The organism is Hypericibacter terrae, from assembly GCF_008728855.1.
GTDB lineage: Bacteria > Pseudomonadota > Alphaproteobacteria > Dongiales > Dongiaceae > Hypericibacter > Hypericibacter terrae.
The window spans coordinates 4948703-4972558 of the sequence record NZ_CP042906.1 but is presented as its reverse complement, the minus strand read 5'-3'; the positions used below and the strand labels follow the sequence as shown (position 1 = coordinate 4972558).

The window sequence follows — 23856 nt, the reverse complement described above, 5'->3', positions numbered from 1 at the left end:
CCCGCAAGGGGAGGGGGCGTGGATTCTCTTTGTTTCACCGACTCTTTCATTTCTGTCTTCGCCGATGACGAATATGACCGGCGCCTGAGAAGGAACCTGGACCATGCCTATCGCCGCCCCGTCGCCCGCGATCATCCTCACCGGAACCGAACAGCCCAATGTCGTCGGCCGAACGCTGAAGGCGGGCCCCCTCACGGCCGAGCTCGAGAATGGCGCGCTGCGCACCATCCGCTTCGGCGGCGTCGAGGTGCTGCGCACGGTGGCCTTCCTCGTGCGCGACGAGAATTGGGGCACCTTCGATCCGGCGATCAGCGACCTCAAGGTGACGGAAGCGGCCGACGGCTTCACGGTCTCCTACAAGGCCGTCTATGCCGATGCCAAGCGGCGGATCCGCCTGGAGGCGCAGATCGCGGGCAAATCCGACGGAAGCCTGAAGTTCGAGGCGAACGCGGCGCCCGAGACCGACTTCCTCACCAACCGCACCGGCTTCGTCGTGCTGCATCCGCTGAAGGGCGTGGCGGGGCATCCGGTCAAGATCGAGCATGTCGACGGGCGCAAGGTCACCGACAAGTTCCCCGCGATCGTCGATCCGGTGCAGCCCTTCCTCGAGATCCGCGCGCTGAGCCATGAGGTGGCGCCCGGCGTCTGGGCGACGACGCGCATGGAAGGCGACACCTTCGAGATGGAGGATCACCGCAACTGGTGCGACGCCTCCTACAAGACTTACGTGCGGCCGCTGGCGCTGCCCTGGCCCTACACGCTCAAGAAGGGCGAGAGCTTCAAGCAGTCGGTGAGCTTGAGCTTCAGCGGGGCCGCGCCCAAACCCGCGGCGGGCGCCGACGCGGCCGGCGGCATCACGGTGTCGCTGGGCGAGGCCGGCGGCGGCAAGCTGCCGCGCATCGGGCTGGGCCTTCCGGCGGAGGAGGGCGCGCCCTCGCTGGCCGCGGCCGATCTGCTGAAGCGCGCTGGGCCGCAGCTCCTGGTCGCGCAGATCGATCTGCGCCAGAAGCATGGGGCGCGCGAGCTCGAGACCTACAAGAAGATCGGCGAAGCGACCGGCGCCGGCATTGTGCTGGAGATCACCTTGCCCGGCCAGACGGACGATCCCGCCGAGGAGCTGGCGCCTTTGGCGAAGGCCTTGAGCGAGAGCGGCCTCGAGCCCGCGGCCATTGCCGTCTCGCCCGCGGTCGATCTCAAGGCCGTGCTCCCGGGCAGCAAGGGTCCGAAGGTACCGCCGCTGGAGAAGATCTATGCGGCGGCACGCAAGCTCTTCCCGGGCGTCACGCTGGGCGGCGGCATGTTCTCCTTCTTCACCGAGCTCAACCGCAAGCGCCCGCCGGCCAAGCTGCTGGACTATGTGACCCATACCTCGAGCCCGATCGTCCATGCGGCCGACGACCGCTCGGTGATGGAGACGCTGGAAGCGCTGCCCTATCAGGTTCAATCGACCCGCGCTTTCATCGAGGGCAAGCCCTATTGGGTCGGGCCCAGCGCCATCGGCGCCCGCGACAATCCCTATGGCGCCGCTTCTTCGGCCAATCCCCACAACCAGCGGGTCTGCCTGGCGCAGATGGATCCGCGCCAGCGCGGCCTGTTCGGCGCGGCCTGGAATCTGGGCTATATCGCGGCCTTCGCGCGCGGCGGGCTCGATGTGGTGTCGTTGGGTGCGACCACGGGGCCGCTCGGCATCGTCTATCGCAAGACCGGCGACACGCAGCCCTTCTTCGACGGGCTGGGCCAGGCCGCGGTCTATCCGGTCTATCACGTGATCGCCGATCTCGCGGCCGCTGCCGGCGAGGATCTGGTCGCGACCGCCTCGTCGGAGCCGGGCAAGGTCGAGGCCTTCGCCGCGCGCGGGCCCCATGGGACGCATCTCTGGGTCGCCAATCTCACCGACCAGAAGCAGATGGTGGCGCTCTCGAACATGCCGGCGGGCCCGGCCAAACTGCGGATGCTCGACGAGAACAGTTTCGTCGAGGCCACCACGCAGCCCGCCTGGTTCGCCACCTCCGGCGGGCCGCTGGATCTGAAGGCGCCGCTGCGGCTGGGTGCGTACGCGGTGGCGCGGATCGATTGGAGCAGCAAGTGAAGGGCGAAGGGGGAAGAGCAATCATTGTCACCTCCCCCGGTACGGGGGAGGTCGTGAGCGTCAGCGAGCGGGAGGGGGCCGCTCGGTGCACGAAGAGGAGCAGGCGGCGCGCAGCGAGCAGCCCCCTCCCCAACCCTCCCCCGCGGAGCGGGGGAGGGGACATAACGAGCAGACTCCAGTGACCGTCCTGCTGGGCTGCATCGCCGACGATCTGACGGGTGCCACCGACCTCGCCAACATGCTGGCGCGCGAGGGCATGCACACGGTGCAGACGATCGGCATCCCGGCGCGCGAGCTGGTGCTGCCGCCGGCCGACGCGGTGGTGATCGCGCTCAAATCGCGGACCATCGCTCCCGAGGACGCGGTGCGCCAGTCGCTGGTGGCGCTGGACTGGCTCAAGCGCAATGGGGCGCGTCAGATCCTCTTCAAATATTGCTCGACCTTCGATTCGACCGACGCCGGCAATATCGGCCCGGTCGCCGACGCTCTGTTGAAGGCGCTCCATGCGCGCTTCACCATCGCCTGTCCCGCCTTCCCGGAGAACGGGCGCAGCCTGTTCCAGGGCAACCTCTTCGTCGGCAATGTCGCGCTGGCCGATTCCGGCATGCGCCATCATCCGTTGACGCCGATGACGGATTCCAACCTGGTGCGCGTGCTCGGGCGCCAGACCAAGGCCAAGGTCGGCCTCGTTCCTTACAACATCGTGCGGGAAGGGCCGGCCGCGATCCGCAAGGCCTTCGAGCAGCTTCAGCATGACGGCATGACCTTCGCGATCGTCGATGCGATCGAGAATCAGCATCTGCGCGATATCGGTGCGGCCGCGTCCGATCTGGCTTTGATCACCGGCGGTTCCGGCATCGCGATCGGGCTGCCGGCGAACTTCCGGAAAGAGAATCGCCTGGCGCCCGCGGGCCCGCCCGAGAAGCTGGAGCGCATCGAGGGCCTCTCGGCCGTGCTCTCGGGCAGCTGCTCGCAGGCGACCCTGGGTCAGATCGCCGCCTGGAAGGCGCGCCGGCCCGCCTTCGCGCTCGATCCCCTGGCGCTGGCCCAGGGCCGCGATCTGGTCGCCGACGCGACGGCCTGGGCGCAGATCCACATGTCCCGCGAACCGGTGCTGATCTATGCGAGCGCGCCGCCCGAGGAGGTCGCCAAGGTCCAGGCGGCGCTGGGCCGCGAGAAGGCGGGCGCGTTGATCGAGGAGACCCTGGCCAGGATCGCGCAGCGCCTGGTGGCGGCGGGCCTGCGCAAGCTCGTCATCGCCGGCGGCGAGACCTCCGGCGCCATCGTGCAGCGGCTGGGGGTGAGCGTGCTCAAGATCGGGCCGCAGATCGATCCGGGCGTGCCCTGGACCGTGAGCCTCGGCACGCCGAGGCTGGCGCTCGCGCTCAAGTCCGGCAATTTCGGCGGGCCCGATTTCTTCATCAAGGCGCTGGAGATGCTGGCATGAACGCGGAGCTGTCGCAGGAGGCGCAGCGCTCTGATCCCCTCGCCCCTCGAGGGGGAGAGTTAGGGAGGGGGATGACGCGATGTTCCCTCCTGGACTCGGCTCTCCTCTTTCCTTTGATCGGGGTCCGAGTCATCCCCCTCCCTGCTCTCCCCCAAAAAGGGGGAGGGGATTCGGTGCCGATGCAGGGGAGACAGCGATGAATGAGAGCCAGGCGCGCGAGAAGATCGCCACCCTCGGCCGCTCCATGTTCCAGCGCGGCCTCACCTTCGGCTCGTCCGGCAATATCAGCGTGAAGATCGCCGATGGCTGGCTGATGACCCCGACCAACGTGGCGCTGGGCGATATCGATCCGGCGCGGATCGCGAAGCTGGACGCGGCCGGCCGGCATCTCTCGGGCGACGCGCCGACCAAGGAGGCGATGCTCCATCTCGCCATGTATCGCGAGCGGCCCAACGCCGCGGCGGTGGTCCATCTCCACTCCACCCATTCGGTCGCGGTCTCGGCGCTGGCGAATATCGATCCCGCCGACGTGCTGCCGCCGATCACGGCCTACTACGTGATGCGGGTGGGGCGGTTGCCGCTGATCCCCTATTACCCGCCGGGCGACCAGGGGCTGGCCGAGGCGGTGGGGAAACAGGCGGCGAAGCATCATGCCGTGTTGCTGGCCAATCACGGGCCGGTGGTGGCCGGCGGCTCGCTCGAAGCGGCCGCGGGGGCCATTGAAGAACTCGAGGAAACGGCCAAGCTCTATCTCATGCTGCAGGGCCATCGCACCCGTTTCCTGACGCCCGAGCAGGTCGCGGCCCTGCGCGAGCGCTACCCCAGTTGAAGGGATCACCCGATTTCATGGCCACGCCCCTCTCGAAGCCGAAGCTCGCCGCCAATCTCAGCATGATCTTCCCCGAGGTCGAGTTCCTCGACCGCTTCGCGGCCGCCGCCGCGGTCGGGTTCCGCGCGGTCGAATATCTATTCCCTTATGCTTACGCCAAGACCGAGATCCGCGCGCGCCTCGACAGCTGGGGGCTGGAGCAGGTGCTGTTCAACGCACCGCCGGGCGATTTCGAGAATGGCGAGCGCGGCGTCGCCGGGTTGCCGGGCCGCGAGGACGAGTTCCGAAAATCGATCGAGCTGGCGCTCGACTATGCCGCCACGCTGCGCTGTCCGCGCATCCATGTGATGGCGGGGCTGGTGCCGCTCGCGGGCGATCCGCGCCGCCATCGCGAGGTCTATGTCGAGAATCTGAGCTGGGCCGCGGGCCAGGCGCGCAACGGCTCGGTCGACCTGATGATCGAGCCGCTCAACGCCAAGGACTTTCCCGGCTATCTGATCGGCACGCCCCAGGCGGCGCGCTCGGTCATCGAGGAGGTCGGCGCCCGCAACATCAAGCTCCAATATGATTTCTATCACGCGCAGATGACCCATGGCCGGCTGCTCGACACCTTCGCCGCCGAGCAGGACCTCATCGGGCATGTCCAGATCGCCGGCGTGCCGGGCCGCAACGAGCCCGACGACAGCCAGGAGATCAACTACCGCGCCGTCTTCGCCGGGCTCGAGACCATGGGCTATGGCGGCTGGATCGGCTGCGAATACCGCCCCCGCGGCGAGACGGTCGCCGGGTTCGCCTGGGCGGCGCCTTACGGGATCGGTCCGAAGGGGAAGCGGCAGGGATGACAACCTCTTTCGTCACCCCCGCGAAAGCGGGGGCCCATCTTGATCCAGGCCGCCAGGCGTTGAGGTGGGTGCCCGCTTTCGCGGGGATGACGAAAGGGGCAACGGGCATGAGCATCGGGCGTAAAGGAAGCAACGCAACATGAAGATCGTCATCACCGGCGGCACGGGGTTCCTCGGGCTGATGCTGGCGCGCGCGCTGATCAAGCGCGGCCGGCTGACGGCGCCGTCGGGCAAGCAAGCGGAGATCGATGAGATCCTGCTGTTCGACGTGGCCGCACCGCCCACGCGGCCCGCGGGCCTCGATACCCGCGTGAAGATCGCGACCGGCGAAATCTCCGACGCGGCGCGCATCGCCAGCCTGATCGACCGCGACGATATCGGCATCTTCCACCTGGCCTCGGTCGTGAGCGGTGAGGGCGAGCAGAATTTCGATCTCGCCCTGCGCGTCAATCTCGACGGCACGCGGGTTCTCCTGGAGGCGGCCCGCGCCCGGGGCTCGAAACCGCGCCTCGTCTTCGCCAGCTCGATCGCGGTCTTCGGCGGCGAGGGCATGCCGGCCAGCGTCGGCGATGCGGTCAAGCAGACGCCGCAGACCACCTACGGCGTCACCAAGGCGATCGGCGAGCTGCTGGTCAACGACTATAGCCGCAAGGGTTTCATCGACGGGCGCTCGGTGCGGCTGCCGACCATCATCATCCGGCCCGGCAAGCCCAACAAGGCGGCGTCCAGCTTCGCCAGCGGCGTGTTCCGCGAACCGCTCAGCGGCGTCGATTGCGCGCTCCCCGTGACGCTCGACGCGGTGATGCCGGTCTCGGGCTATCGCACCGCGGTCGAGAACATGATCCGGCTCTACGAGCTGCCGGCGGAGAAGCTCGGCAACGACCGCGCCGTGGGCCTGCCCAGCCTCGACGTTACCGTCGGCCAGATGGTCGAGAGCCTCAAACGCGTCGCCGGCAACCGCCATCTCGGCGAGATCACCGTGGCGCCCGATCCCTTCATCCAGAAGATCGTCGCGGGCTGGCCCGTGGCGACGAACTTCAGGCGCGCGACGAGCTTGGGGCTGGCGGCCGACGAATCCCTCGACCCGATCGTGCGCGGCTATATCGAGGATTTTCTGTCGTAGGCGGATGGCGGAAGCGCTCTCTTATCCCCTCCCCCTCGCGGGGGAGGGTTAGGGAGGGGGCGGACGCGATCGAGCGACGATGGCCTCGAAGAGAACGCAAGCCTCACCGCGTAATGGGCGCCGTCGGCGACGGCGCCGATTGTTTCAAGGCGGGGCGTCCGAGCCGCGTGACGCCCGGCGCCTCGCCCCCTTCGACGATGTCCGCGACAAGCCGGCCGAGGGCCGGGCCGAACTTGAAGGCATGTCCCGAGCAGCCGCCGGCGACGACGAACGGGCCCCATCGATCGACGATGAAGTCGACATCGGGCGTCATCGTCCAGGGATGACGTTGCGTGCGGCTGACCTTGGGCGCCACCGACGGCATGCGCCGGGCCAGCCACTGCAGCAGGCGCCGTTCCTCGGCCGGATCCGGCTCCCATTCCTCGACGTCGGGATGCCAGCCCGCCGCACCGGAATCGAAGGCGATCTTGTAGCCGATGCCGGGAACGGGGTGACCATAAATGCCGGTCTAGCCATTCGGCCGCCATTCCGCGATTCCGGGTCGATCGACGAGAGCCGGCGCGTCGAGGAAGGTGACCTGTGCCACGGCCGGCGCCAGCGGCAAGGGCAGTCCGATGCTGTCCAGGAGATCCTTGGCCCAGGGGCCGGCGGCGACGACCACCTGCTTCGCCTCGAAATGCCGCCCGTCGGTGTGCAGCGTGACCGTCGCTCCCGGTTCGAGGCGGATCACGCGCTCGGGGGCGAGATAGGTGACGCCGGCCTTCCGCGCGGCCTGCAGCAGGGCCGCCATGCCGGCATCCGCGATGACGGTGCCGGCCTGTCGCTGGAAGAGTCCGATTTCGCCGGGAGACAGCACGATCTCCGGAAAGCGGCGGCGCAGATCGGCCGCCTCCATCGCCTCGATGGCGGCACCCGCGGCGCGCACCGTGCGCGTCAGCTCCTCGAGCTTGCTTTGCGGCCCCAGATCGATCTGGCCCGTCAGATGCAGGATCTTGCGACCGGTTTCGGCTTCGAGCCGTCGCCAGCTCTCGATCGCCTCCAGCGCCAGCGCGACATAGAACGGATGGTCATAGGCGATCCGGATGCTGCGGGACGCCCCGGTCGAGGAGGTCGCCGGATGGCCGCTGCCGAATCGATCGAGGGCCAACACCGAGTGGCCGCGCCGCGCCAGCTCACAGGCCGTCGACAGGCCGAAGACGCCGGCCCCCACGATCGCGATGTCGTATGTCATTGGCAGACCTGGTTCCTATGACTGGCTCTCCGGCACCGCCCGGCTTCAGGCCGACGGCCGGGAAAATGCGCCCTGTTCATCGAGTATCCAGTTATTAACCAATACTCGTGATCCTGGCTACACGGCTTCATTCGCCGATCGACCACATCGCCGAGGCTGATCCATGCTGATTCGGGACCTGCTTGCGGGGAGGGCGGTGGCGGACGCGAAAAGCGTCCCGCCAGAGGGCTCCCTTCGGGAAGCCGCCGGCAGAATGGCATCCCACAATGTGGGCGCCCTGGTCGTCACCGATGACGGCGGGAAGCTCGTCGGCATCGTCTCGGAGCGCGATCTGGCGCGGGCCATCGCCAAGTATGGCAACGGCGTGGCCGAAAGGACCGTCAGCGATGTGATGACGCGATCTGTCATCACCTGCTCGGGCAGTCAGTCCGTCGCCGACATGTTGTCGCTGATGACAGCAAACCACATCCGTCATCTTCCGGTGCTGGAGGGCGACAGGCTCATCGGCATGGTCAGCACCCGGGAGCTGACACAGGCCTATGAAGCGCTCCAGGCCCAGGCGAATATGGACGCGCTCACCGGTCTGTCGAATCGGCGCCACTTCCTCGAAAACCTGGACGTCGAATGGGCCCGGAGTCGCCGCTACGGGCGCCCGCTGTCCGTGGCGATGATCGATGTGGATCGCTTCAAGCGCGTCAACGACACCTATGGCCACGAGGCCGGGGACAAGGTGCTGAGCGCCCTGGCCCGCCACTTCGAGCGCCAGCTGCGCAACGTCGACAGGACGGGACGCCTGGGCGGCGAGGAGTTCGCGGCCATCTTCCCGGAGACGGATGTCCCGGGCGCCAGAGTGGCTTGCGATCGCCTTCTTCGCACGATCCGGGACACGGCCGTGGAGGTCGACGGGACAAAGATCTCCTTCACCGTGAGCATCGGCCTGACCCGCGCCAATCCGGCTCCGGACGGGAGTCCGGGCGCGGAAGATCCGGCCGCGATCTTGAAGCGCGCCGACGGGCTTCTCTATGCCGCCAAGTCCCAAGGCAGGGATCGTATTCAGGTGGATGCAGCCGCCGCGTAACGGAACCGGCGCCGGCCGCGCGGCGCCCTCGGCCGCTTCGCCGGCTCACCCTGCCCGCAGGAAGGGCGCAGGACAGCCGGCCGGAAAGCGTTGCAAGCAGCAGCCCGGCTTTCGCCGCAATCCTCACGGGCGGCGGGCATGACCCGATCGGAACCAATGATCCGAAGTGGAAATCCGCCCGGATGGACTCCCCAACCGGACGCGATTGCAGTTTGAGCTCCCGTGCATCTTCTGACAGCTGATCGGCCGCCAAGTGCGCAGCCGGACATCTCCCGCCTTACGTGACGGGGCTGGGATTTGTGTATGCTCACTATGTGAATGCCGGATAGGAAAAATACTGGATCCATCATGCACTACGACCCCCGCAAAGATATCCGCCCCTTAGCCTTCGATCCGTTCAAGAGCTGCACGGTACCGCGGCCCATTGGCTGGATCTCCACGATTTCCAAAGATGGCAAGACCAATCTCGCGCCCTTCAGCCAATGGCAGAACATCACCTACGACCCACCGATCGTCATGTTCTCCGCAGATCAGCACGTGGACGGCCGGAAGAAGGATACCGTCATCAATGCCGAGGAAACGGGTTATTTTGTGTGGAACATGGCCACCTATGATTTGCGCGAGGCCGTGAACAAATCGGCCCAGCCTGTGCCGCGTGGCGTGGATGAGTTCGAGCTCGCCGGCGTGACGAAGATACCTTGCATCGAGGCGCCGGGGCCGCGCGTGGCTGAAAGCCCCTGTCATTTCGAGTGCAGGTATCTCAACACGCTCCGATTCCCAGGAGCCACCAAAGTCTCGGACGCAGACGTGGTGTTTGGCGAAGTGGTGCGTATTCATGTGAAGGAGGAGTTTGTGCTGTCATCGGGCAAGCTTGATGTGCTCAAGATCAGGCCGCTCGCCCGGATGGGCTATTACGACTACACCAGCGTGACCGAGATTTTCGAGATGCGCATTCCCAATGCCGATGCCACCGAGATGGCGGGCCTTGAAGGCAGGCCAAGGAACCGTTTGTGAACTTCAGCCCAACGGCAGGCGCACGTCCGAGCCTTCCCCATTTACCTGTCTCGCGCGCCCGGAAAGTTTTGCCTGGGGCGACTTAAAGGGGCCGATTCAAAAACGCCCGCGTCTCCGCCACGGCCTCCGCCAAGCCCACGCGCTTGAACTCGACACCTTCGGGGAACGCGCCCTTCAGCCGTGATGGCATCATCGGATCGAGCAGCACGAACACGCCGTGATCGTCGGCCCGCCGGATCAAACGGCCGAAGGCTTGCTTGAGCCGCAGCCGCACCAGGCGGTCGTCATAATCCTTCCCGCCCATCGCCTTGCGCCGCGCACGGTGGAGGATGTTGGGTCTCGCCCAGGGCACGCGGTCGAACACCACGAGCCGCAGCGAGCGGCCGGGCACGTCGACGCCGTCGCGCACGGCGTCGGTGCCGAGCAGCGAGGCGTTCTCCTCGGCGCGGAAGATGTCGACCAGCGTCGCGGTGTCGAGCGGGTCGACATGCTGGGCCAGGAGCTGCAGGCCCTCGCGCTCGAGGGCGGGCGCCAGTCTTCGATAGACTTCGCGCAGGCGCTGGATCGCGGTGAAGAGCCCGAGCGCGCCGCCGCCCGCCGCCAGGATCAGCTCGCGATAGGCCGAGGCGACGATGGCGAGATCGTCCTTGCGCACGTCGGTCACGACGAAGAGCCGCGTCTGGTTCGCATAGTCGAAGGGCGAGGGTACGCGCGCGCGGATGGCGGGCATCGGCAGATGGCTGGCGCCGCTGCGGGCCTCGGCCGCGCGCCAGTCGGCCTCGACATCGCCGCTGCCGTCGGTCAGCGTCGCCGAGGTGACGAGGATCCCTTGCGCGGGCGAGGCCACGGTCTCGGCGAAGGGCAGCATCGGATCGAGCCAGTGGCGATACATGCCGATATCGAGATCGCGCCCGTCGACGCGCTCGACGCCGAACCATTCCACATATTGGGGCGGGCAGGGGCTGCCGAGCCCTTCGAGCATGGCGCGCCAGCCGGCGGTCTCCATGGTGCCGCGCCGCTTGAGCGCGCGGATCATCGCCTCGATCCTGAGCCGCGTCGCCGTATCGAGCCCTTCGGCCTCCTCATCGAGTCTTGCCGAAAGCCGCGCCATCAGGGTCTTCAGCGGCAGCTCGAGATGGCCCAGCGCGCGGGTGAGGGCCGCGCCCGCCTCGGCCAGGCCCTCGACCATCGGCAGCACGTCGGTCTCGAGGCTGTAGGGATTGGTGGCGTCGGGATCGCGCGCATAGACCTGCTGGCGAACCTTGGCGAGGAAAGCCTCGGTGGGGCCCTTCGGCTTCTCGGCCAAGCGCTGATGCCAGCCCTCGCCGGGGAGCGCGGCGGCAGCGACCAGCGCTTCTTCCAGCGCTTGCGTCGCCGGCTCGTCGCCCGCGAGGAGATCCTCGATCCGGCGCTTCAGCCCGCGCGCCCGGCTGCGGCCCCGCCCGCCCTCCGTGCCCAGGATCCAGCGCCGCAGCTCGCCCGTCTCCATGCCGCTCAGATGGCTGGCGAAGGTGCCGTCGGCCGCGTCGAACAGATGATGGCCCTCGTCGAACACATAGCGCGAGGGCAGGCTGCGTTCCTCGGGGCCGATCGCGGCCTGGATCATCACCAGCGCATGGTTGGCGATCACGATGTCGGCCCGGCGCGCGCGGCGGATCGAGCGCTCGATATAGCAGCGGTGGTAATGCGGGCAGGCCGAATAGACGCATTCGCCGCGCCGGTCGGCCAGGCCCAGCGAGCGGTTGCGGCCGACGAGGTCGGAGAGCCAGCCCGGGAAGTCGCCGCCCACCAGGTCGCCGTCGCGCGTGGTCTCGCCGAAGCGCGCCATCAGCCCCAGCGCCACGATGTCCTGCGGGCGCGAGGGCAGGCCGCGCACCGCCTCTTCCAGATTCAGCAGGCAGAGATAATTCTCGCGGCCCTTGCGCACCACGGCCTTGAGCGTCTTGATCGCGGGATCCGGATAGAGCCGGTCGAGCTCGCCGTCGATCTGATGCTGCAGGTTGCGGGTGAAGGTGCTGATCCAGACCGTGCCGTCGTTCTTCTCGGCCCAGAGGCTCGCTGGCGCGATATAGCCCAGCGTCTTGCCGACGCCGGTGCCGGCCTCGGCCAGCACGAAATTGGGCTCGCCCTCGCGCTCGCGCGGCGCGAAGGCCGCGGCGGCGGCCGAGGCATAGTCGGCCTGCTGCGGCCGCGCCTCCGCGCCCTCGCCCAGCAACTGCGCCAGGCGCTGGCGGGCTTCGGCCGGATCGACGCCGATATGGCCGGGCGGCGGCTCGGGCGCATGCTCGGCCCAGTCCGGCAGGTCCTCCCAGACCGAGAGCGCGCTCTGCGCGCGCGCACTGGTCGGATGAACGCGATCGAGCTCCTCGGGCCGCAAGACGCCGTCGAGCGCTTCCATGACCGCCGGCCCCCAGCGCCAGCCCCCCGCCGCCATGGCCGAGGCGATGGCGCGGCGCCGGCGAAGCTGATGGGGCTTGAGGTCGGTCTCGTCGCCGAGCTCGGCGAGCAGCGCGCCCGCGATCTCGGGCAGCATCCCCGCCTCGGATTCGAGATCGGCCGGCACCGGCAGTCCCAGCGAGCGGGCGAGTCCGCGCGGGGTGGGCAGGCAGAAGCGCGCCGGCCGCACGAAGGCGAAGAGTTCCAGGAGATCGAGGGCCGGCAGATTCTCGAGCCCGAGCCGGCGCAGGGTCACGGGCGCATGGACGAGCATGGCGGGGCGCTCGCGCAGGGCGGCCGCGGCCTTGGCGAGATCGACCAGCCGCACCTCGCCATCGGGGCTCGCGATCGCGGCCTGGGCATGGCCGACCGCGATCGATGGCGCTTCGGGAAGGCGCAGGACGGTGCGGGGACGCGGAAGCGAGGTCGAGGTCAAACCGTTCATGCCGGGTGGGGAATCAGCGGAAGGGCGGCAGTATAGAGACGCGATGCGGCTCCATCACCCTCGGCTTTCTTCACCTCCCCCCTTGAGGGGGAGGCTGGGGTGGGGGTGGCCTCAAGCTCGATATGGGCCGCGTTCGGACGACGAAGAGTTCGGCAGCGTCACGTTCTACGATCACCCCCCACCCTAACCTCCCCCTCAAGGGGGGAGGGGATCAGAAGAAATGGCGGTGGGGCCAGCGTCCCTCCGCGGCACTCTCCCTCCTTGACGCCCGCGCACCGCTCTTCCTTCTGTCATCGCCGGGCTTGACCCGGCGATCCAGGGCCGTCGGAACTGGATGCCCGGATCAAGCTTGTCCTCGGGCCAGACCCGGGGATCCGGGCATGACAGAAGAAAGGGCGCGGCAACCTCCCTCGTTGACGCCCGGGGGAGTGCTCCTTAGTGTCGCCCGGCCCTGCTGGAGCAGGGGATTTCGGCTGTTTTACTCAAGTTTGGATCCTGGACATGGCGAGCGAGCGGGAACTGGCATTGGCGGCGAAGGCGTGGCCTTTCGAGGAGGCCCGCAAGCTCGTCGCGCGCTATGAAGCCAAACCGCCCGCCCGGGGCTTCGTCCTGCTCGAGACCGGCTACGGGCCGTCGGGCCTGCCGCATATCGGCACCTTCGGCGAGGTCGTGCGCACCACCATGGTGCGGCGCGCCTTCGAGCGCATGTCGGACATCCCGACCAAGCTCTACGCCTTCTCCGACGACATGGACGGGTTGCGCAAGGTGCCGGACAACGTCCCCAACAAGGAGATGCTGCGCGAGCATCTGGGCCGCCCGCTCACGGTCATCCCCGATCCGTTCGGCAAGTATGAGAGCTTCGGCCATCACAACAACGCGATGCTGCGGGGCTTCCTCGACAGCTTCGGCTTCCAGTACGAGTTCCAGAGCTCGACCGACTGGTACAAGAGCGGGCGCTTCGACAAGGCCCTGCTCGAGGTGCTGCAGCGCTATGACGAGATCATGGAGGTGATGCTGCCCTCGCTCCGCGAGGAGCGCGCGCAGAGCTACAGCCCCTTCCTGCCGATCAGCCCGAAGTCGGGCCGCGTGCTGCAGGTGCCGATCATTTCGCACGACGTGAAGGCCGGGACCATCACCTTCAAGGACGAGGATGGCAGCACGGTGGAATTGCCGGTCACCGGCGGGCGTTGCAAACTTCAATGGAAGCCCGACTGGGCGATGCGCTGGCATGCGATCCCGGTCGACTACGAGATGTCGGGCAAGGACCTGATCCCGTCGGTCGAACTCGCGGGCAAGATCTGCCGCATCCTGGGATCGCCGCCGCCGGAAGGCTTCAATTACGAGCTCTTCCTCGACGAGCAGGGCAAGAAGATCTCGAAGTCGAAGGGCAACGGCCTCTCGGTCGAGGAATGGCTGACCTATGCGCCGCCCGAGAGCCTGTCGCTCTTCATGTATCAGAAGCCCCGCGCGGCCAAGCGGCTCTATTTCGACGTGATTCCGCGCGCGGTCGACGACTACCTGACCTTCCTCGAGAAGTTCCCGACGGAGACGCCGGCGCAGCAGCTCGAGAATCCGGTCTGGCATATCCATAACGGCAAGCCGCCCGCGGCCGTGCCGGGCCTGAGCTTCAACATCCTGCTCAACCTCGCCAGCGTCTGCCATGCCGAGGACAAGGCCGTGCTGTGGGGCTTCATCTCGCGCTATGCGCCGACCCTCACGCCCGCGAACGCCCCCTTCCTCGACAAGCTCGCGGGCTACGCGATCGCCTATTACCGCGACTTCGTGAAGCCGACCAAGAAATACCGCCTGCCCGACGCGATGGAGACGAAGGCGTTGGCGGAGCTGCTCGCCGAGCTGGAAAAGCTGCCGGCCGGTGCCGACGCCGAGGCGATCCAGACCATCGTCTATGAGGTCGGCAAGCATCATCCCTTTCCGGAGCTGCGCGCCTGGTTCAAATGCCTCTATGAGATCCTGCTGGGCCAGGACCAGGGCCCCCGCATGGGCAGCTTCATCGCGCTCTACGGCCTGAACGAGACCAAGTCGCTGCTGAAGCGCGCGCTGGCGGGCGAGAATCTGGCCGGGTAACGTCGCGGCCGAAAACCGCGCGCTCTATCCTTCATCTTTCCTCTCCACCCGCGTAGCGGGCGGAGAGGGTAGGGTGAGGGGGGCGAAGGTTCACCCTCACCCGGCTCCGAGTAAGTCTCCGCTTCGCGCGCCGGCCTCGCCGGCAATCAAACAAAATAGCGGCCATTCGCCCGCGGACTAACTCTTCGCAACCCTCTCCCTCACTGCGTGAGGGCGAGGAACGTGGTGTGCTTTCAGCAAGCCCTTCCTCTCCGCCCGCGAAACGGTGGAGAGGAATGCGAAGGGTTGGCGCAAGCTAATTTTCGTCCGCCCCTTCGCGCCCTGCGTGGCGAGCTCCTTCGTCCGCCTCTCCAGGGCCGCAAACGCCGCGTCAACGGCAATCGCGGATGTCAGGTCGCGCCGAGATGACGCGCCAGCTTGCCCAGGGTCTGATAGCCGAACTCCACAGCGCCGAAGCCGATCGCTGCATCGCGCTGCTCTTTGGTCGGGTGGAGTTGGCGCAAGGTTATTACGGTCTTTCCGTCGCTCTGCGCGTCGAACGTCACAATGACATGGAAGCGCGTCGGGTCCTCGTCCTTGTCGGGGCCATGCTCGATCTCGATCAGCCGCGGCGCTTCCACCCGCAGGAACACCATGCGGTTGTCGTAACGCGTGCCGTCGGGTCCCGTGAAGATGAAGCGCCAGCGCCCGCCGGCGCGGAGGTCGCACTCCAGCGATTCAACCTTGAATCCGTCGGGCCCGAACCACTGCACGATCTGCTTCGGGTCGGTCCATGCCTGGAAGACGCGCTCGCGCGGTGCGGCGATCACACGGCTCAGCACGATCTCACGATCGAGCGCCCAGGTTCTGCGGGGGTCAGCGCTCATGGTCGTCACCTTTCGTCTCTGTCGTTGCGAGGAATTGTTCCAGACGGTCGAAGCGCGCCTCCCAGGCGGCGCGGGTGTGGTCGAACCAGCGGGCGGTCTCGGCGAGACGATCGACATTCAGCCGACAGGGACGCTTCTGCCCGTCGCGTCCGCGCGCGATGAGGCCGGCGTGCTCCAGCGCCTTCAGATGCTGCGACACGGCCGGCAGGCTCATCGCGAAGGGTGCGGCGATCTCCTGCACCGTCAGGTCGCCCTGGGTCGCCAGGCGGCTCAGGATGGCCAGCCGGGTCGGATCGCCAAGCGCGGCAAATGCCTGCGTAAGAGATTGAGAAGACTGCATGTTTTTGAGTCGCCTTATATTTAAGTGGATACTTAAATATAAGAGATCGGACCCTCCGTCAAGCGAAAGGGCCGGACCCGGGAACGAATGCGGCCCCCCGACCAACTCGTCGCAACCTCCTCTCTCACCGCGTGAGGACGAGGAAAGCGGAATACGAATATTCGTCTAGGCCTTCGCGCCCTGCGCGCCGAGCTCCCTCGTCCGTTTCTCCAGGGCCGCAAGCGCCGCGGCGAGGACGTTGCGGATTCGGGACGCGTCGGCCGGATCGACCATGGTCGGGTCGACGAACAGGTCGACGCCCTGGAGATGCTCCTCCACGATCGAGGGGCGGGCCCCGGTGGGATCGAGCAACGCCTCGAAGCTGTAGGGCACGACCTCGCGCGCGATGCCCTTCATCTTGATCGCAGGCTGCGCGCGCGCCTCGGCGATGTCGCGCACCAGGGCGTAAGTTTCGTAGCTCAGGATGATCTCGCCGGGCGCCGCGATCGACTGCAGGCGGGAGGCCAGATTCGCCTCCGCGCCGATGATCGTGTAGTCCATCCGCTCGTTGCTGCCGAAATTGCCCACGTCGCAATAGCCGGTGTTGATGCCCATGCGCACGTTGAACGGGTGCTCGATGCCCAGCCGGCGCCATTTGCTGTTGAGCTCCGCGCTGCGGCGGCGCATCTCCACGGCCATCTGCAGGCAGGCCCGGGCATCCTCGGCGTCGCCCTTGCTCTCGGGATCGCCGAAGAAGATCAGCATCGCGTCGCCCACGAACTTGTCGATGGTGCCGCCATGATGCAGGGCGATGGCGGACATCTCGGTGAAATATTCGTTCAGCAGCGAGGTGATCTGCTCCGGCTGCAGGCGCTCGGTGAGGGCCGTGAAGTCCTTGATGTCGGAGAAGAAGATCGTCAGCTTCTTGCGCTCGGTACGGATCGCGGTGTCCTTCTCGCCGCTGAAGATGCGCCGGTAGATCTGCGGCGACAGATAGTGGGAGACCTTGTTCGAGATCGCGGTCAGAAACTCGTTGGCCGATCGAAGCTGCTTGTTGATCCGCTCGATGGTGGCGGCCTGGCGGTCCTGCAGCATGATGAAGGCGAACCCGACCCCGGCGGTGAAGAAGAAATAGAGCAGCAGATATTTGAAGGAGAAGAGGTTGGTCGCCAGCGGCTGGGAGATCGCGATCTCCTGAATGCCGCGGACGTCGCCGACCTTCCAGTCCCGCTTGGGGCTGTCGGGATGGGTGTTGTGGCAGGCGACGCAGGTCGGTCCCATCAGAATCGGGGCCACAAGCCGCACGCGGTCGGCGAAGAGCGATTCGGACAAGTCGACGGGCAGTTGCTTGGGGTCCTGGCGCAGACTGGCCAGCGCGCCGCGCTCGAAGTCGTCGAGATCGTGGGCCGCGCGGTTCTTGAAGGGATAATCCGAGACGAAACGATAGACGATGTTGTGCTGCTGCTCGCTCACCACCCGTCCCAGCTCGAGGGACAGGGTGGCGGGTATCGGGATCGCGCCGGGAATATCGGCATAGTTGGGGACGACCTGGGTGTGGTCGGGCGCGGCCAGGATGCGGCCGACGACATTGCTGGCGTAATAGGCGCGGAAGCCGCCGATGATGGCGTTGAGATCGGTCGCCTGGCGCCGGAGCAGGCTTTCCGAGAGATTCCGGAGATCCAGCCAGACGGCAACCGGCAGTCCCGCCATCAGCAGCAAGACCAGGGCGATGAATACCGGCTTTCTGCGCCGGGCCGCATTCGCGGGCGAAGTTCCCATCACATGCCTCCAGGATTCGGCAGTGGCCTGCCGGCTCCGAAGTGTAGTCCCGATGTTGAAAGGGGACTATGACGGCGCGGGCGCAGACGACGGCGGGAGGGTTCTTCCATTTTCCTCTCCGCCCGCGAAGCGGGAGGAGAGGGTTGCGAAGGGTTGGCCCGCGGGCGAAGGCCCGCTCCTTTGTTTGATTGCCGGCGAAGCCGGCACGCGCAGCTTGCGCTTACCCGAAGCTGGGAGAGGTGGGCTCTTCTTGCATACACACCCTCTCCCAGCTCCGGCTAAGTCTCCGCTCCGCTGCGACTAAGCCTGCGCAACCCTCCCCTCAAGGATGTGAGGGGGAGGAAAGAAGAGGCTTTACTCCCTCGCCAATCCCGCGATTCTCAAGCCCTCGAGCAGGATGTCGAAATGGCGGCGGTCGCGGAACGGGTAGGTCTCGCGCAAGTAGGCCTCGCAGAAGCCCGGCTGCATCTCGAGCAGCGCGTCGAGGGCGGCGCGCGCTTCGCTGATCTGGCCGAGATGGGCCGCGGCGGCGGCGAAGCGCGGATAGGCGCGGGGATAGTCGGGGCGTACCGACATCGCCTTGCGCGCGCAGATCGCGGCGTCATCGAACTGTTCGAGCTGGAGATAGCAGAGGGACATGTCCGCCAGCATCGCGGCATTGCTCGAATAGCGCGGATCGAGCCGCATGATGATACGCAAGTGCGGCAGGGCGTCGCTGGGCTGGCCCGCGAACTCGAGCGAGCAGGCGGCGGCGTGGCGCGCGAAGGATGAACTCGGATTCATGTCCACCGCGCGGTTGGTCCGCTCGAGGCTGGCATTGTAGTCGTGGCGCATCCACAGATCGTTGAGGCCGCCCACCGCATGCGCCATCCAGTCGAGCTCGTCGAGCGCCAGCGCGCGGTTGGCGCAGCGGTCCGACTCCTCGAACGACCGCTGCGGGCTCTCGCTCCAGCCGAGGATGCCGTCATACCAGTAGCATTGCGCGAGCCGCGCCCAGGCGATGCTCAGTTCGGGGTCGATGGCGATCGCCTCATGCAGCAGATCGATCGCCTTCTCCATCCCCGGCCGGGTCATCTTCGCCCTGTGCAGGCTCGCCCGCATCACCCGGTCCCAGGCCGTGATATCGCGATCGGGCTTTCTGAGCGAGCGCTCCTGCTCGGCTCGCTCGACCAGGGGCTCGATGCTGGTGACGATCTTCTCGACGAGATCGTCCTGCACGCCGAGGATCTCGTTGAAGTTCACGTCGTAGCGCCGCGCCCACAATTGGTGGTGGGTCAGGAGGTCGGTCAGTTCGGCGCGGATGCGCAGGGTCTGGCCCGACGGCCGGATGGTGCCGGTGACGGCGTAGCGCGCGTCGAGCTGCCGGCCGATCTCGGCGAGGTCGGTGATGCTGTTGCTGTAATAGCGGCTGGAGTTGGTGCCGATGACCGGGAACCAGCGCCAGCAGGAGAGCCCCGTGGTGATGTCGTCGGCGATGCCCTCCGCCAGATATTCCAGCTCGCTCGTCTCGCCGACATTTTTGAAGGGCAGCACCAGGACCGCGGCCCGGAGGGGTGCCACGAAGCGCTCGGGACGGGCCGCCGGTACCGCCGGCGACTCGTCCGGCTCCTCGCCCAGCCGTGACGCGCGGGCAGGCTCGCCCGCGGCCTTGATCTCCTCATAGAGGCGCATGGTGATGAAGTCGGGCTCGACATCGAGCTCCTGGCGCAGGAGCTCGCTCAGGCGGTGGTAATGCTGGAGGGCCTGCGCGCGCTCGCCCTGCTTGGCCAGGATGCGCATATAGAGACGATGCGACTTCTCCTTGAGCGGGTCGAGATCGAGCAGCCGCTGCACCGTCGCCAGCGCATCGGCATCCTGGCCACGGGCCTTGTAATGTTTAGCCAGGCGGTACTGGACCTGCCACGCCACCTCGCGCAGCCGCGCCCGTTCGAGGTCGAGCCACTCGTTGAAGCTCGATTCGCGCAGACGGAGATTGGCCAGGAGCGGTCCGCGATAGAGCGCCGCCGCGGCCTCCAGGTCCGAAGACGATTCGCTCGCGGCCAGCCTTTCGAACTCCCAGACATCGACCGTGATGAGGGCGGGCTCGAGCGTCACCGTTTCACCCGCGGTGACGATCGGGTTGATTCCGTCGACATCGAGCGCCCGGCGCAGGCCGTAGACCGCCTGGCGCAGGCTCTGGCGCGCCTGCTGCTCGAAGCGTTCGCCCCAGAAGAGATCGATCAGCCGGTCGCGGGACGGCGGCTGGTGCCGGTTCAGCGCGAGATAGGTCAGCAGCGCCAGCGATTTTCGGCTGGCGAGATTGATGTCGACCTCGCCGCGACCGATGCCTGACGGCTCGCCCAGGATCCGCAAACGATAGTCGCACACCCGGTCGGTCCCCCGTCCATTCTCCACTCCCGCGTCGGCGGGCACCGGGGATGTCGGCGAGGTCCAGGCGCCCATTCCTATCTGGCGGCTCGGCGGCGGCTCCGCCACTCCCGGCCTTGGATTTTCATTCGCGTGATTTCTTTTTGACGCCGAATTGACGGCGTCTCGGGTCGCCGGCAACGCCGAACTGACCCTCCGATGACGGCCCCACTCCATAAACCCCTCCATAGAACGCTGCGCCCCCCGGCGCGGCGACCTCGGGTGGGACCGTTTCCCTATGGAGACGTTCCTACGCACCCTCGATTGGAGGACTCCATGTCAGCCAGCACGCAGGAAGTCAACCGCCCGGCTGTTCACATCGCCGTGCAATCTTTCGGATTCGTCATACGCCGGTGCGCCGCTGCGTTTCTTTCCTGGCGCGAGCGCCAACGCGCGGCGGGTCATCTGATGATGCTCGACGACCGCATGCTCAAGGATATCGGCATCGGCCGCGGCGAAATCAGCGCGATGGTGCATGGCATTAGCGGCGATCGGAGGCGTCACCATGACATTCGCTAGTCCGATGCGGCGGCCGCACGCTACACAAAGTGAAGCGGGTCCGAGCGCGCTGGCGGTGCTGTTGCACAGCTCCGCCAGCAGCGGCTCGCAATGGAAGAGCCTGACCGGTTGGCTCGCTCCGTCACTGCATGTCATGACGCCTGACCTGCCCGGCTATGGTACAGCCGCTGGACTTGACGATGGCGAAGACGATGTGCTTGCCGATGCCGGTCCCGTCATCGCGCTCATCGAGCAGGCGGGGGCCGCGGCTCATCTCGTCGGCCATTCCTATGGCGGCGTCATCGCGCTCGCCATCGCGATGGCGCGTCCGGAACTGGTTCGCAGTCTCACGCTGATCGAGCCCGTCGCCTTCTATCTGCTGCGCAACGGCGATGCGGACGACCGTCGGCTGCTGCGTGAGGTGAACTCGATCGAAGCCCGCATTCGCGCGGCGATGGATCTGGGCGCGCCCGAGATCGGCATGGCGCGCTTCATCGATTTCTGGAACGGGGAAGGCAGCTGGGCCCGGCTCGAACCGGCGCGCCAGATTCATCTCTGCCGCCAGATCCACCGCGTCGCCGCGAACTTCGCCGCGGTCGCGCAGGAGCCTTGCACGCTGACGCCGATCCGCGCGATCCGCCGTCCGACGCTGATCATTCGCGGCGAGCAGTCGCCCGGATGCACGCGGCGAATCGCCGGGATGCTCGAGGCGGCCATCCCGAGCGCCAGGCTCGCCGAGATTCCCAATGCCGGCCATATGGCGCCACTCACCCACCCGCACTACGTCGATCCGCTCGTCGCCGATCACATCTTTGCCGCCCGGCAGCGACATATGGCCGACCTGCAGCGCGTCGGTGCGGCGAACTTCAGATATTGACGGCGCGGCGATCGACGCCACGCCGGAAGACAATTCCATCCACGCGAAAAGAGAGAGATCCCATGACGAGCGCCACGACCCATCCCGAGACCCTCATGCTGCATGCCGGCCCCCGCAACGATCCCGTGACGGGTTCCGTCGCCGTGCCGATCCACCAGACCACCTCCTACCAGTTCCGTGACACGACTCATGCGGCGAACCTGTTCGCGCTCAAGGAGCTCGGCAACCTTTACACCCGGGTGATGAACCCGACCTGCGACGCACTCGAGCAGAAGCTCGCGGCGCTCGAAGGCGGCGTTGCCGCGATGGCCGTGAGCTCGGGCCAGGCGGCGTCCGCGCTGGCGGTCCTCAATATCTGCCATGCGGGCGACAATATCGTCAGCTCGACGGACGTCTATGGCGGCACCTGGAACCTGTTCGCCCACACGCTCTCGACCCTGGGCATCACGGTGCGCTTCGTCGATCCGGTCGACCCAGAAGCCTTCCGGCGCGCCACCGACAGCCGCACCCGCGCCTATTACGCCGAAACGCTGCCCAATCCGAAGCTGGCCGTGTTCCCGATCGGCGAGGTGGCCTCGATCGGGCGCTCGCTCGGCGTGCCGCTCATCATGGACAACACGGCGGCGCCCGTGATCTGCAAGCCGTTCGAGCATGGGGCTGCCATCGTCGTCCATTCGACCACGAAATATATCGGCGGCCACGGCACCTCGATCGGCGGCGCCATCGTCGATGGCGGCAATTTCGACTGGGAACAGCATGCCGACCGCTTTCCGATGCTGAACCAGCCCGATCCCAGCTATCACGGCGCGATCTGGACCCAGGCCGCGAAGCCGCTGGGCCCCATCGCCTATATCCTCAAGGCCCGGGTCACGCTGCAGCGCGACCTCGGCATGTCGATGAGCCCGTTCAACGCCTTCCAGTTCATCCAGGGGCTCGAGACCCTGCCCTTGCGGATGCGCGAGCATTCCCGCAACGCGGCCTCGGTCGCCAACTACCTGCAGAACCACCCGGCGGTGACGCGGGTGATCTTCCCGGGCACCCACACCGACGCCGAGCAGCGGCGGCGGACCAAGGCCTATCTCAAGGGCGGCCTGGGCGGGCTCGTTGGTTTCGAGCTCAAGGGTGGCGAGGCGGCGGGCCGGCACTTCATCGATGCGCTCAAGCTCTTCTATCACGTCGCCAATATCGGCGACGCGCGCAGCCTCGCGATCCATCCGGCGAGCACCACGCACTCGCAGCTGACCGAGGCCGAGCAGGGCGCCACCGGCGTGACGCCCGGCTATGTCCGGCTTTCGGTCGGGATCGAGCATATCGACGACATCCTCGCGGACCTGACCCAGGCCTTCGCCGCCGTCTCAGCGGGCCTCGCGGCGGCGGCGTGAGGTGGCTGGCGGGCGGCAGGAACGCCGCCCGCCAACCGCCCTTCTCAAGGCGGCAATCATGGCGATCATTTTTCCCGACGGACTGCCCGCGAGCGCGATCCTGCGCGCGGAAGGCATCGAGGTTCTGGATGAGCCGCGCATCGGCGCACCGCCCCTCCGGGTGGGGCTCGTCAATCTGATGCCGGACAAGCCCGCGACCGAGACCCAGTTCGCGCGGCTGCTCGGATCGGGGCGGCGCGATGTCGAGCTTATCCTCACGCTGCCGGCGACGCACCGGCCGCGCAACACGCCCCTCCGGCATCTCGAGGATTTCTACCGGCCCTGGCCGGAGGTGGCGGCCCAGGGCCTCGACGGCGTGATCGTGACCGGCGCGCCGGTCGAGCTGTTGCCGTTCGGCGCCGTCGATTACTGGCCCGAGCTCTGCCGCATCCTCGACTGGGCCCGCAAACGCGCGACAAGCAGCTTCTATGTCTGCTGGGCGGCGCAGGCCGCCCTCCACCGGTTCCACGGCGTCGGCAAGCAGGTCCTGCCGGCGAAGCTGTTCGGGCTGTTCGATCACCGCCTCACGGCGGCGGACTCTTCCCTCGCGCGCGGCTTGCCGGTGCGCTTTGCCGTGCCGGTGTCCCGCTACACCGAATCGTCGGTCGAGGACATCGCCCGGCAATCGGGGCTGACCTCCGTCATCGCCTCGGCGGAGTCGGGGCTCTGCCTGATCGAGGATGACGCGAACCGCGCCGTCTATGCCTTCAATCATTTCGAATATGACGCCGACACGCTGGCACGGGAATATCGACGCGACCTGGCGGCCGGCGAGGCCATGCCGATGCCGGAGAATTATTTTCCCGGCGGCAATGCGGAGCGGACCCCCGTCAACAGCTGGCGCGCCGTGGCCCGCGTCCTGTTCCAGAACTGGCTGCACTCGCTCGACCGGCCCGCGGTCCAGACTTCTCTGCGACCGGCGGGCCGGCAGCCGCAATGGGTGCGGGGGTAGCGGATCCACTCTTTCGTCACCCCGGCGAAGGAGCGTGTGAAAGAATCGAGCGAAGCATAGAAGCTCCAAGCCCCCTCCCCTTGCGGGAGGGGGCGAGAGTATTTCTGACGCCCTCTTAC

17 protein-coding genes and 1 pseudogene are annotated in these 23856 nt (G+C 67.1%); 12 read left to right on the top strand and 6 right to left on the bottom strand.

Annotated features, from left to right (window positions below):
- Positions 1 to 103: 103 nt before the first annotated feature.
- The 5 genes from FRZ44_RS22675 (at position 104) to denD (ending at position 6330) form a co-directional block, all read left to right on the top strand.
- Entirely contained in the window at positions 104 to 2089 is a 1986-nt protein-coding gene (locus FRZ44_RS22675) for a hypothetical protein (RefSeq protein ID WP_151179318.1), read from the top strand.
- Positions 2090 to 2267: 178 nt separating this feature from the next.
- Positions 2268 to 3536, top strand: a complete 1269-nt coding sequence (gene otnK, locus FRZ44_RS22670) for a 3-oxo-tetronate kinase (RefSeq protein ID WP_151179317.1) — start codon at positions 2268 to 2270, stop codon at positions 3534 to 3536.
- Between the two features lie 196 nt (positions 3537 to 3732).
- Positions 3733 to 4365, top strand: coding sequence for a 3-oxo-tetronate 4-phosphate decarboxylase (otnC, locus tag FRZ44_RS22665; protein ID WP_151179316.1), 633 nt, complete (start codon positions 3733 to 3735; stop codon positions 4363 to 4365).
- 17 nt (positions 4366 to 4382) lie between these two features.
- Positions 4383 to 5207 (top strand): 2-oxo-tetronate isomerase, encoded by an 825-nt coding sequence (gene otnI, locus FRZ44_RS22660; protein WP_151179315.1) that lies wholly within the window; start codon positions 4383 to 4385, stop codon positions 5205 to 5207.
- A 139-nt stretch (positions 5208 to 5346) separates the two neighbouring features.
- Positions 5347 to 6330, top strand: coding sequence for a D-erythronate dehydrogenase (gene denD / locus FRZ44_RS22655; RefSeq protein ID WP_151179314.1), 984 nt, complete (start codon positions 5347 to 5349; stop codon positions 6328 to 6330).
- A 103-nt stretch (positions 6331 to 6433) separates the two neighbouring features.
- Here the strand turns inward: denD and FRZ44_RS27405 are convergent.
- A pseudogene (locus tag FRZ44_RS27405) lies at positions 6434 to 7561 on the bottom strand (FAD-dependent oxidoreductase).
- 253 nt (positions 7562 to 7814) lie between these two features.
- Here FRZ44_RS27405 and FRZ44_RS22640 point away from each other — a divergent pair.
- Positions 7815 to 8639 (top strand): diguanylate cyclase, encoded by an 825-nt coding sequence (locus FRZ44_RS22640; RefSeq protein WP_407658018.1) that lies wholly within the window; start codon positions 7815 to 7817, stop codon positions 8637 to 8639.
- 348 nt (positions 8640 to 8987) lie between these two features.
- Complete coding sequence (locus tag FRZ44_RS22635; RefSeq protein ID WP_151179310.1) at positions 8988 to 9653, top strand: flavin reductase family protein; 666 nt, start codon at positions 8988 to 8990, stop codon at positions 9651 to 9653.
- Between the two features lie 82 nt (positions 9654 to 9735).
- Here the strand turns inward: FRZ44_RS22635 and FRZ44_RS22630 are convergent, their stop codons facing one another.
- The gene (locus FRZ44_RS22630; RefSeq protein ID WP_151179309.1) at positions 9736 to 12534 is read right to left on the bottom strand and encodes an ATP-dependent DNA helicase; all 2799 of its coding nucleotides are present in this window, start codon (positions 12532 to 12534) and stop codon (positions 9736 to 9738) included.
- Positions 12535 to 13035: 501 nt separating this feature from the next.
- On the opposite strand from FRZ44_RS22630, the gene FRZ44_RS22625 reads away from it, so the two are divergent.
- Positions 13036 to 14619, top strand: coding sequence for a lysine--tRNA ligase (locus FRZ44_RS22625; RefSeq protein WP_151179308.1), 1584 nt, complete (start codon positions 13036 to 13038; stop codon positions 14617 to 14619).
- Between the two features lie 389 nt (positions 14620 to 15008).
- Here FRZ44_RS22625 and FRZ44_RS22620 read toward each other — a convergent pair whose 3' ends face one another.
- The 4 genes from FRZ44_RS22620 to FRZ44_RS22605 all read right to left on the bottom strand — a co-directional run bounded on the left by FRZ44_RS22620 (position 15009) and on the right by FRZ44_RS22605 (position 19950).
- Positions 15009 to 15485 carry an SRPBCC family protein gene (locus FRZ44_RS22620; RefSeq protein WP_151179307.1) on the bottom strand — a complete coding sequence of 159 codons (477 nt, stop codon included), beginning with the start codon at positions 15483 to 15485 and terminating at the stop codon, positions 15009 to 15011.
- On the bottom strand, positions 15475 to 15825 hold the full coding sequence (locus FRZ44_RS22615) for an ArsR/SmtB family transcription factor (RefSeq protein ID WP_151179306.1): 351 nt from the start codon (positions 15823 to 15825) through the stop codon (positions 15475 to 15477). Before FRZ44_RS22615 ends, FRZ44_RS22620 begins: the two co-directional genes overlap by 11 nt.
- Positions 15826 to 15990: 165 nt before the next feature.
- Entirely contained in the window at positions 15991 to 17583 is a 1593-nt protein-coding gene (locus FRZ44_RS22610; RefSeq protein WP_151179305.1) for an adenylate/guanylate cyclase domain-containing protein, read from the bottom strand.
- Between the two features lie 354 nt (positions 17584 to 17937).
- Positions 17938 to 19950, bottom strand: coding sequence for a BTAD domain-containing putative transcriptional regulator (locus tag FRZ44_RS22605; RefSeq protein WP_191908256.1), 2013 nt, complete (start codon positions 19948 to 19950; stop codon positions 17938 to 17940).
- A 315-nt stretch (positions 19951 to 20265) separates the two neighbouring features.
- Here FRZ44_RS22605 and FRZ44_RS22600 point away from each other — a divergent pair, with 315 nt between their 5' ends.
- The 4 genes from FRZ44_RS22600 to FRZ44_RS22585 all read left to right on the top strand — a co-directional run bounded on the left by FRZ44_RS22600 (position 20266) and on the right by FRZ44_RS22585 (position 23737).
- The gene (locus FRZ44_RS22600) at positions 20266 to 20508 is read left to right on the top strand and encodes a DUF1127 domain-containing protein (protein WP_191908255.1); all 243 of its coding nucleotides are present in this window, start codon (positions 20266 to 20268) and stop codon (positions 20506 to 20508) included.
- Positions 20495 to 21364: an alpha/beta fold hydrolase gene (locus FRZ44_RS22595; RefSeq protein ID WP_191908254.1), complete on the top strand. Its 870-nt coding sequence runs from the start codon at positions 20495 to 20497 to the stop codon at positions 21362 to 21364. Before FRZ44_RS22600 ends, FRZ44_RS22595 begins: the two co-directional genes overlap by 14 nt.
- A gap of 62 nt (positions 21365 to 21426) precedes the next feature.
- A complete protein-coding gene (locus FRZ44_RS22590; RefSeq protein WP_151179301.1) occupies positions 21427 to 22746 on the top strand; it encodes an O-acetylhomoserine aminocarboxypropyltransferase/cysteine synthase family protein in 1320 nt (439 codons plus the stop codon).
- A 58-nt stretch (positions 22747 to 22804) separates the two neighbouring features.
- Positions 22805 to 23737, top strand: a complete 933-nt coding sequence (locus FRZ44_RS22585) for a homoserine O-succinyltransferase (protein WP_151179300.1) — start codon at positions 22805 to 22807, stop codon at positions 23735 to 23737.
- Positions 23738 to 23856: the final 119 nt, after the last annotated feature.

Bases quoted from the DNA above. Each gene is read 5' to 3' on its own strand.
- FRZ44_RS22595 (WP_191908254.1), top strand. From the start codon at position 20,495: ATGACATTCGCTAGTCCGATGCGGCGGCCGCACGCTACACAAAGTGAA.
- FRZ44_RS22620 (WP_151179307.1), bottom strand. From the start codon at position 15,485: ATGAGCGCTGACCCCCGCAGAACCTGGGCGCTCGATCGTGAGATCGTG.
- FRZ44_RS22630 (WP_151179309.1), bottom strand. From the start codon at position 12,534: ATGAACGGTTTGACCTCGACCTCGCTTCCGCGTCCCCGCACCGTCCTG.
- FRZ44_RS22600 (WP_191908255.1), top strand. From the start codon at position 20,266: ATGTCAGCCAGCACGCAGGAAGTCAACCGCCCGGCTGTTCACATCGCC.
- FRZ44_RS22625 (WP_151179308.1), top strand. From the start codon at position 13,036: ATGGCGAGCGAGCGGGAACTGGCATTGGCGGCGAAGGCGTGGCCTTTC.
- FRZ44_RS22640 (WP_407658018.1), top strand. From the start codon at position 7,815: ATGGCATCCCACAATGTGGGCGCCCTGGTCGTCACCGATGACGGCGGG.
- otnI (WP_151179315.1), top strand. From the start codon at position 4,383: ATGGCCACGCCCCTCTCGAAGCCGAAGCTCGCCGCCAATCTCAGCATG.
- otnC (WP_151179316.1), top strand. From the start codon at position 3,733: ATGAATGAGAGCCAGGCGCGCGAGAAGATCGCCACCCTCGGCCGCTCC.
- FRZ44_RS22590 (WP_151179301.1), top strand. From the start codon at position 21,427: ATGACGAGCGCCACGACCCATCCCGAGACCCTCATGCTGCATGCCGGC.
- FRZ44_RS22585 (WP_151179300.1), top strand. From the start codon at position 22,805: ATGGCGATCATTTTTCCCGACGGACTGCCCGCGAGCGCGATCCTGCGC.
- FRZ44_RS22635 (WP_151179310.1), top strand. From the start codon at position 8,988: ATGCACTACGACCCCCGCAAAGATATCCGCCCCTTAGCCTTCGATCCG.
- denD (WP_151179314.1), top strand. From the start codon at position 5,347: ATGAAGATCGTCATCACCGGCGGCACGGGGTTCCTCGGGCTGATGCTG.
- FRZ44_RS22610 (WP_151179305.1), bottom strand. From the start codon at position 17,583: ATGGGAACTTCGCCCGCGAATGCGGCCCGGCGCAGAAAGCCGGTATTC.
- FRZ44_RS22615 (WP_151179306.1), bottom strand. From the start codon at position 15,825: ATGCAGTCTTCTCAATCTCTTACGCAGGCATTTGCCGCGCTTGGCGAT.
- FRZ44_RS22675 (WP_151179318.1), top strand. From the start codon at position 104: ATGCCTATCGCCGCCCCGTCGCCCGCGATCATCCTCACCGGAACCGAA.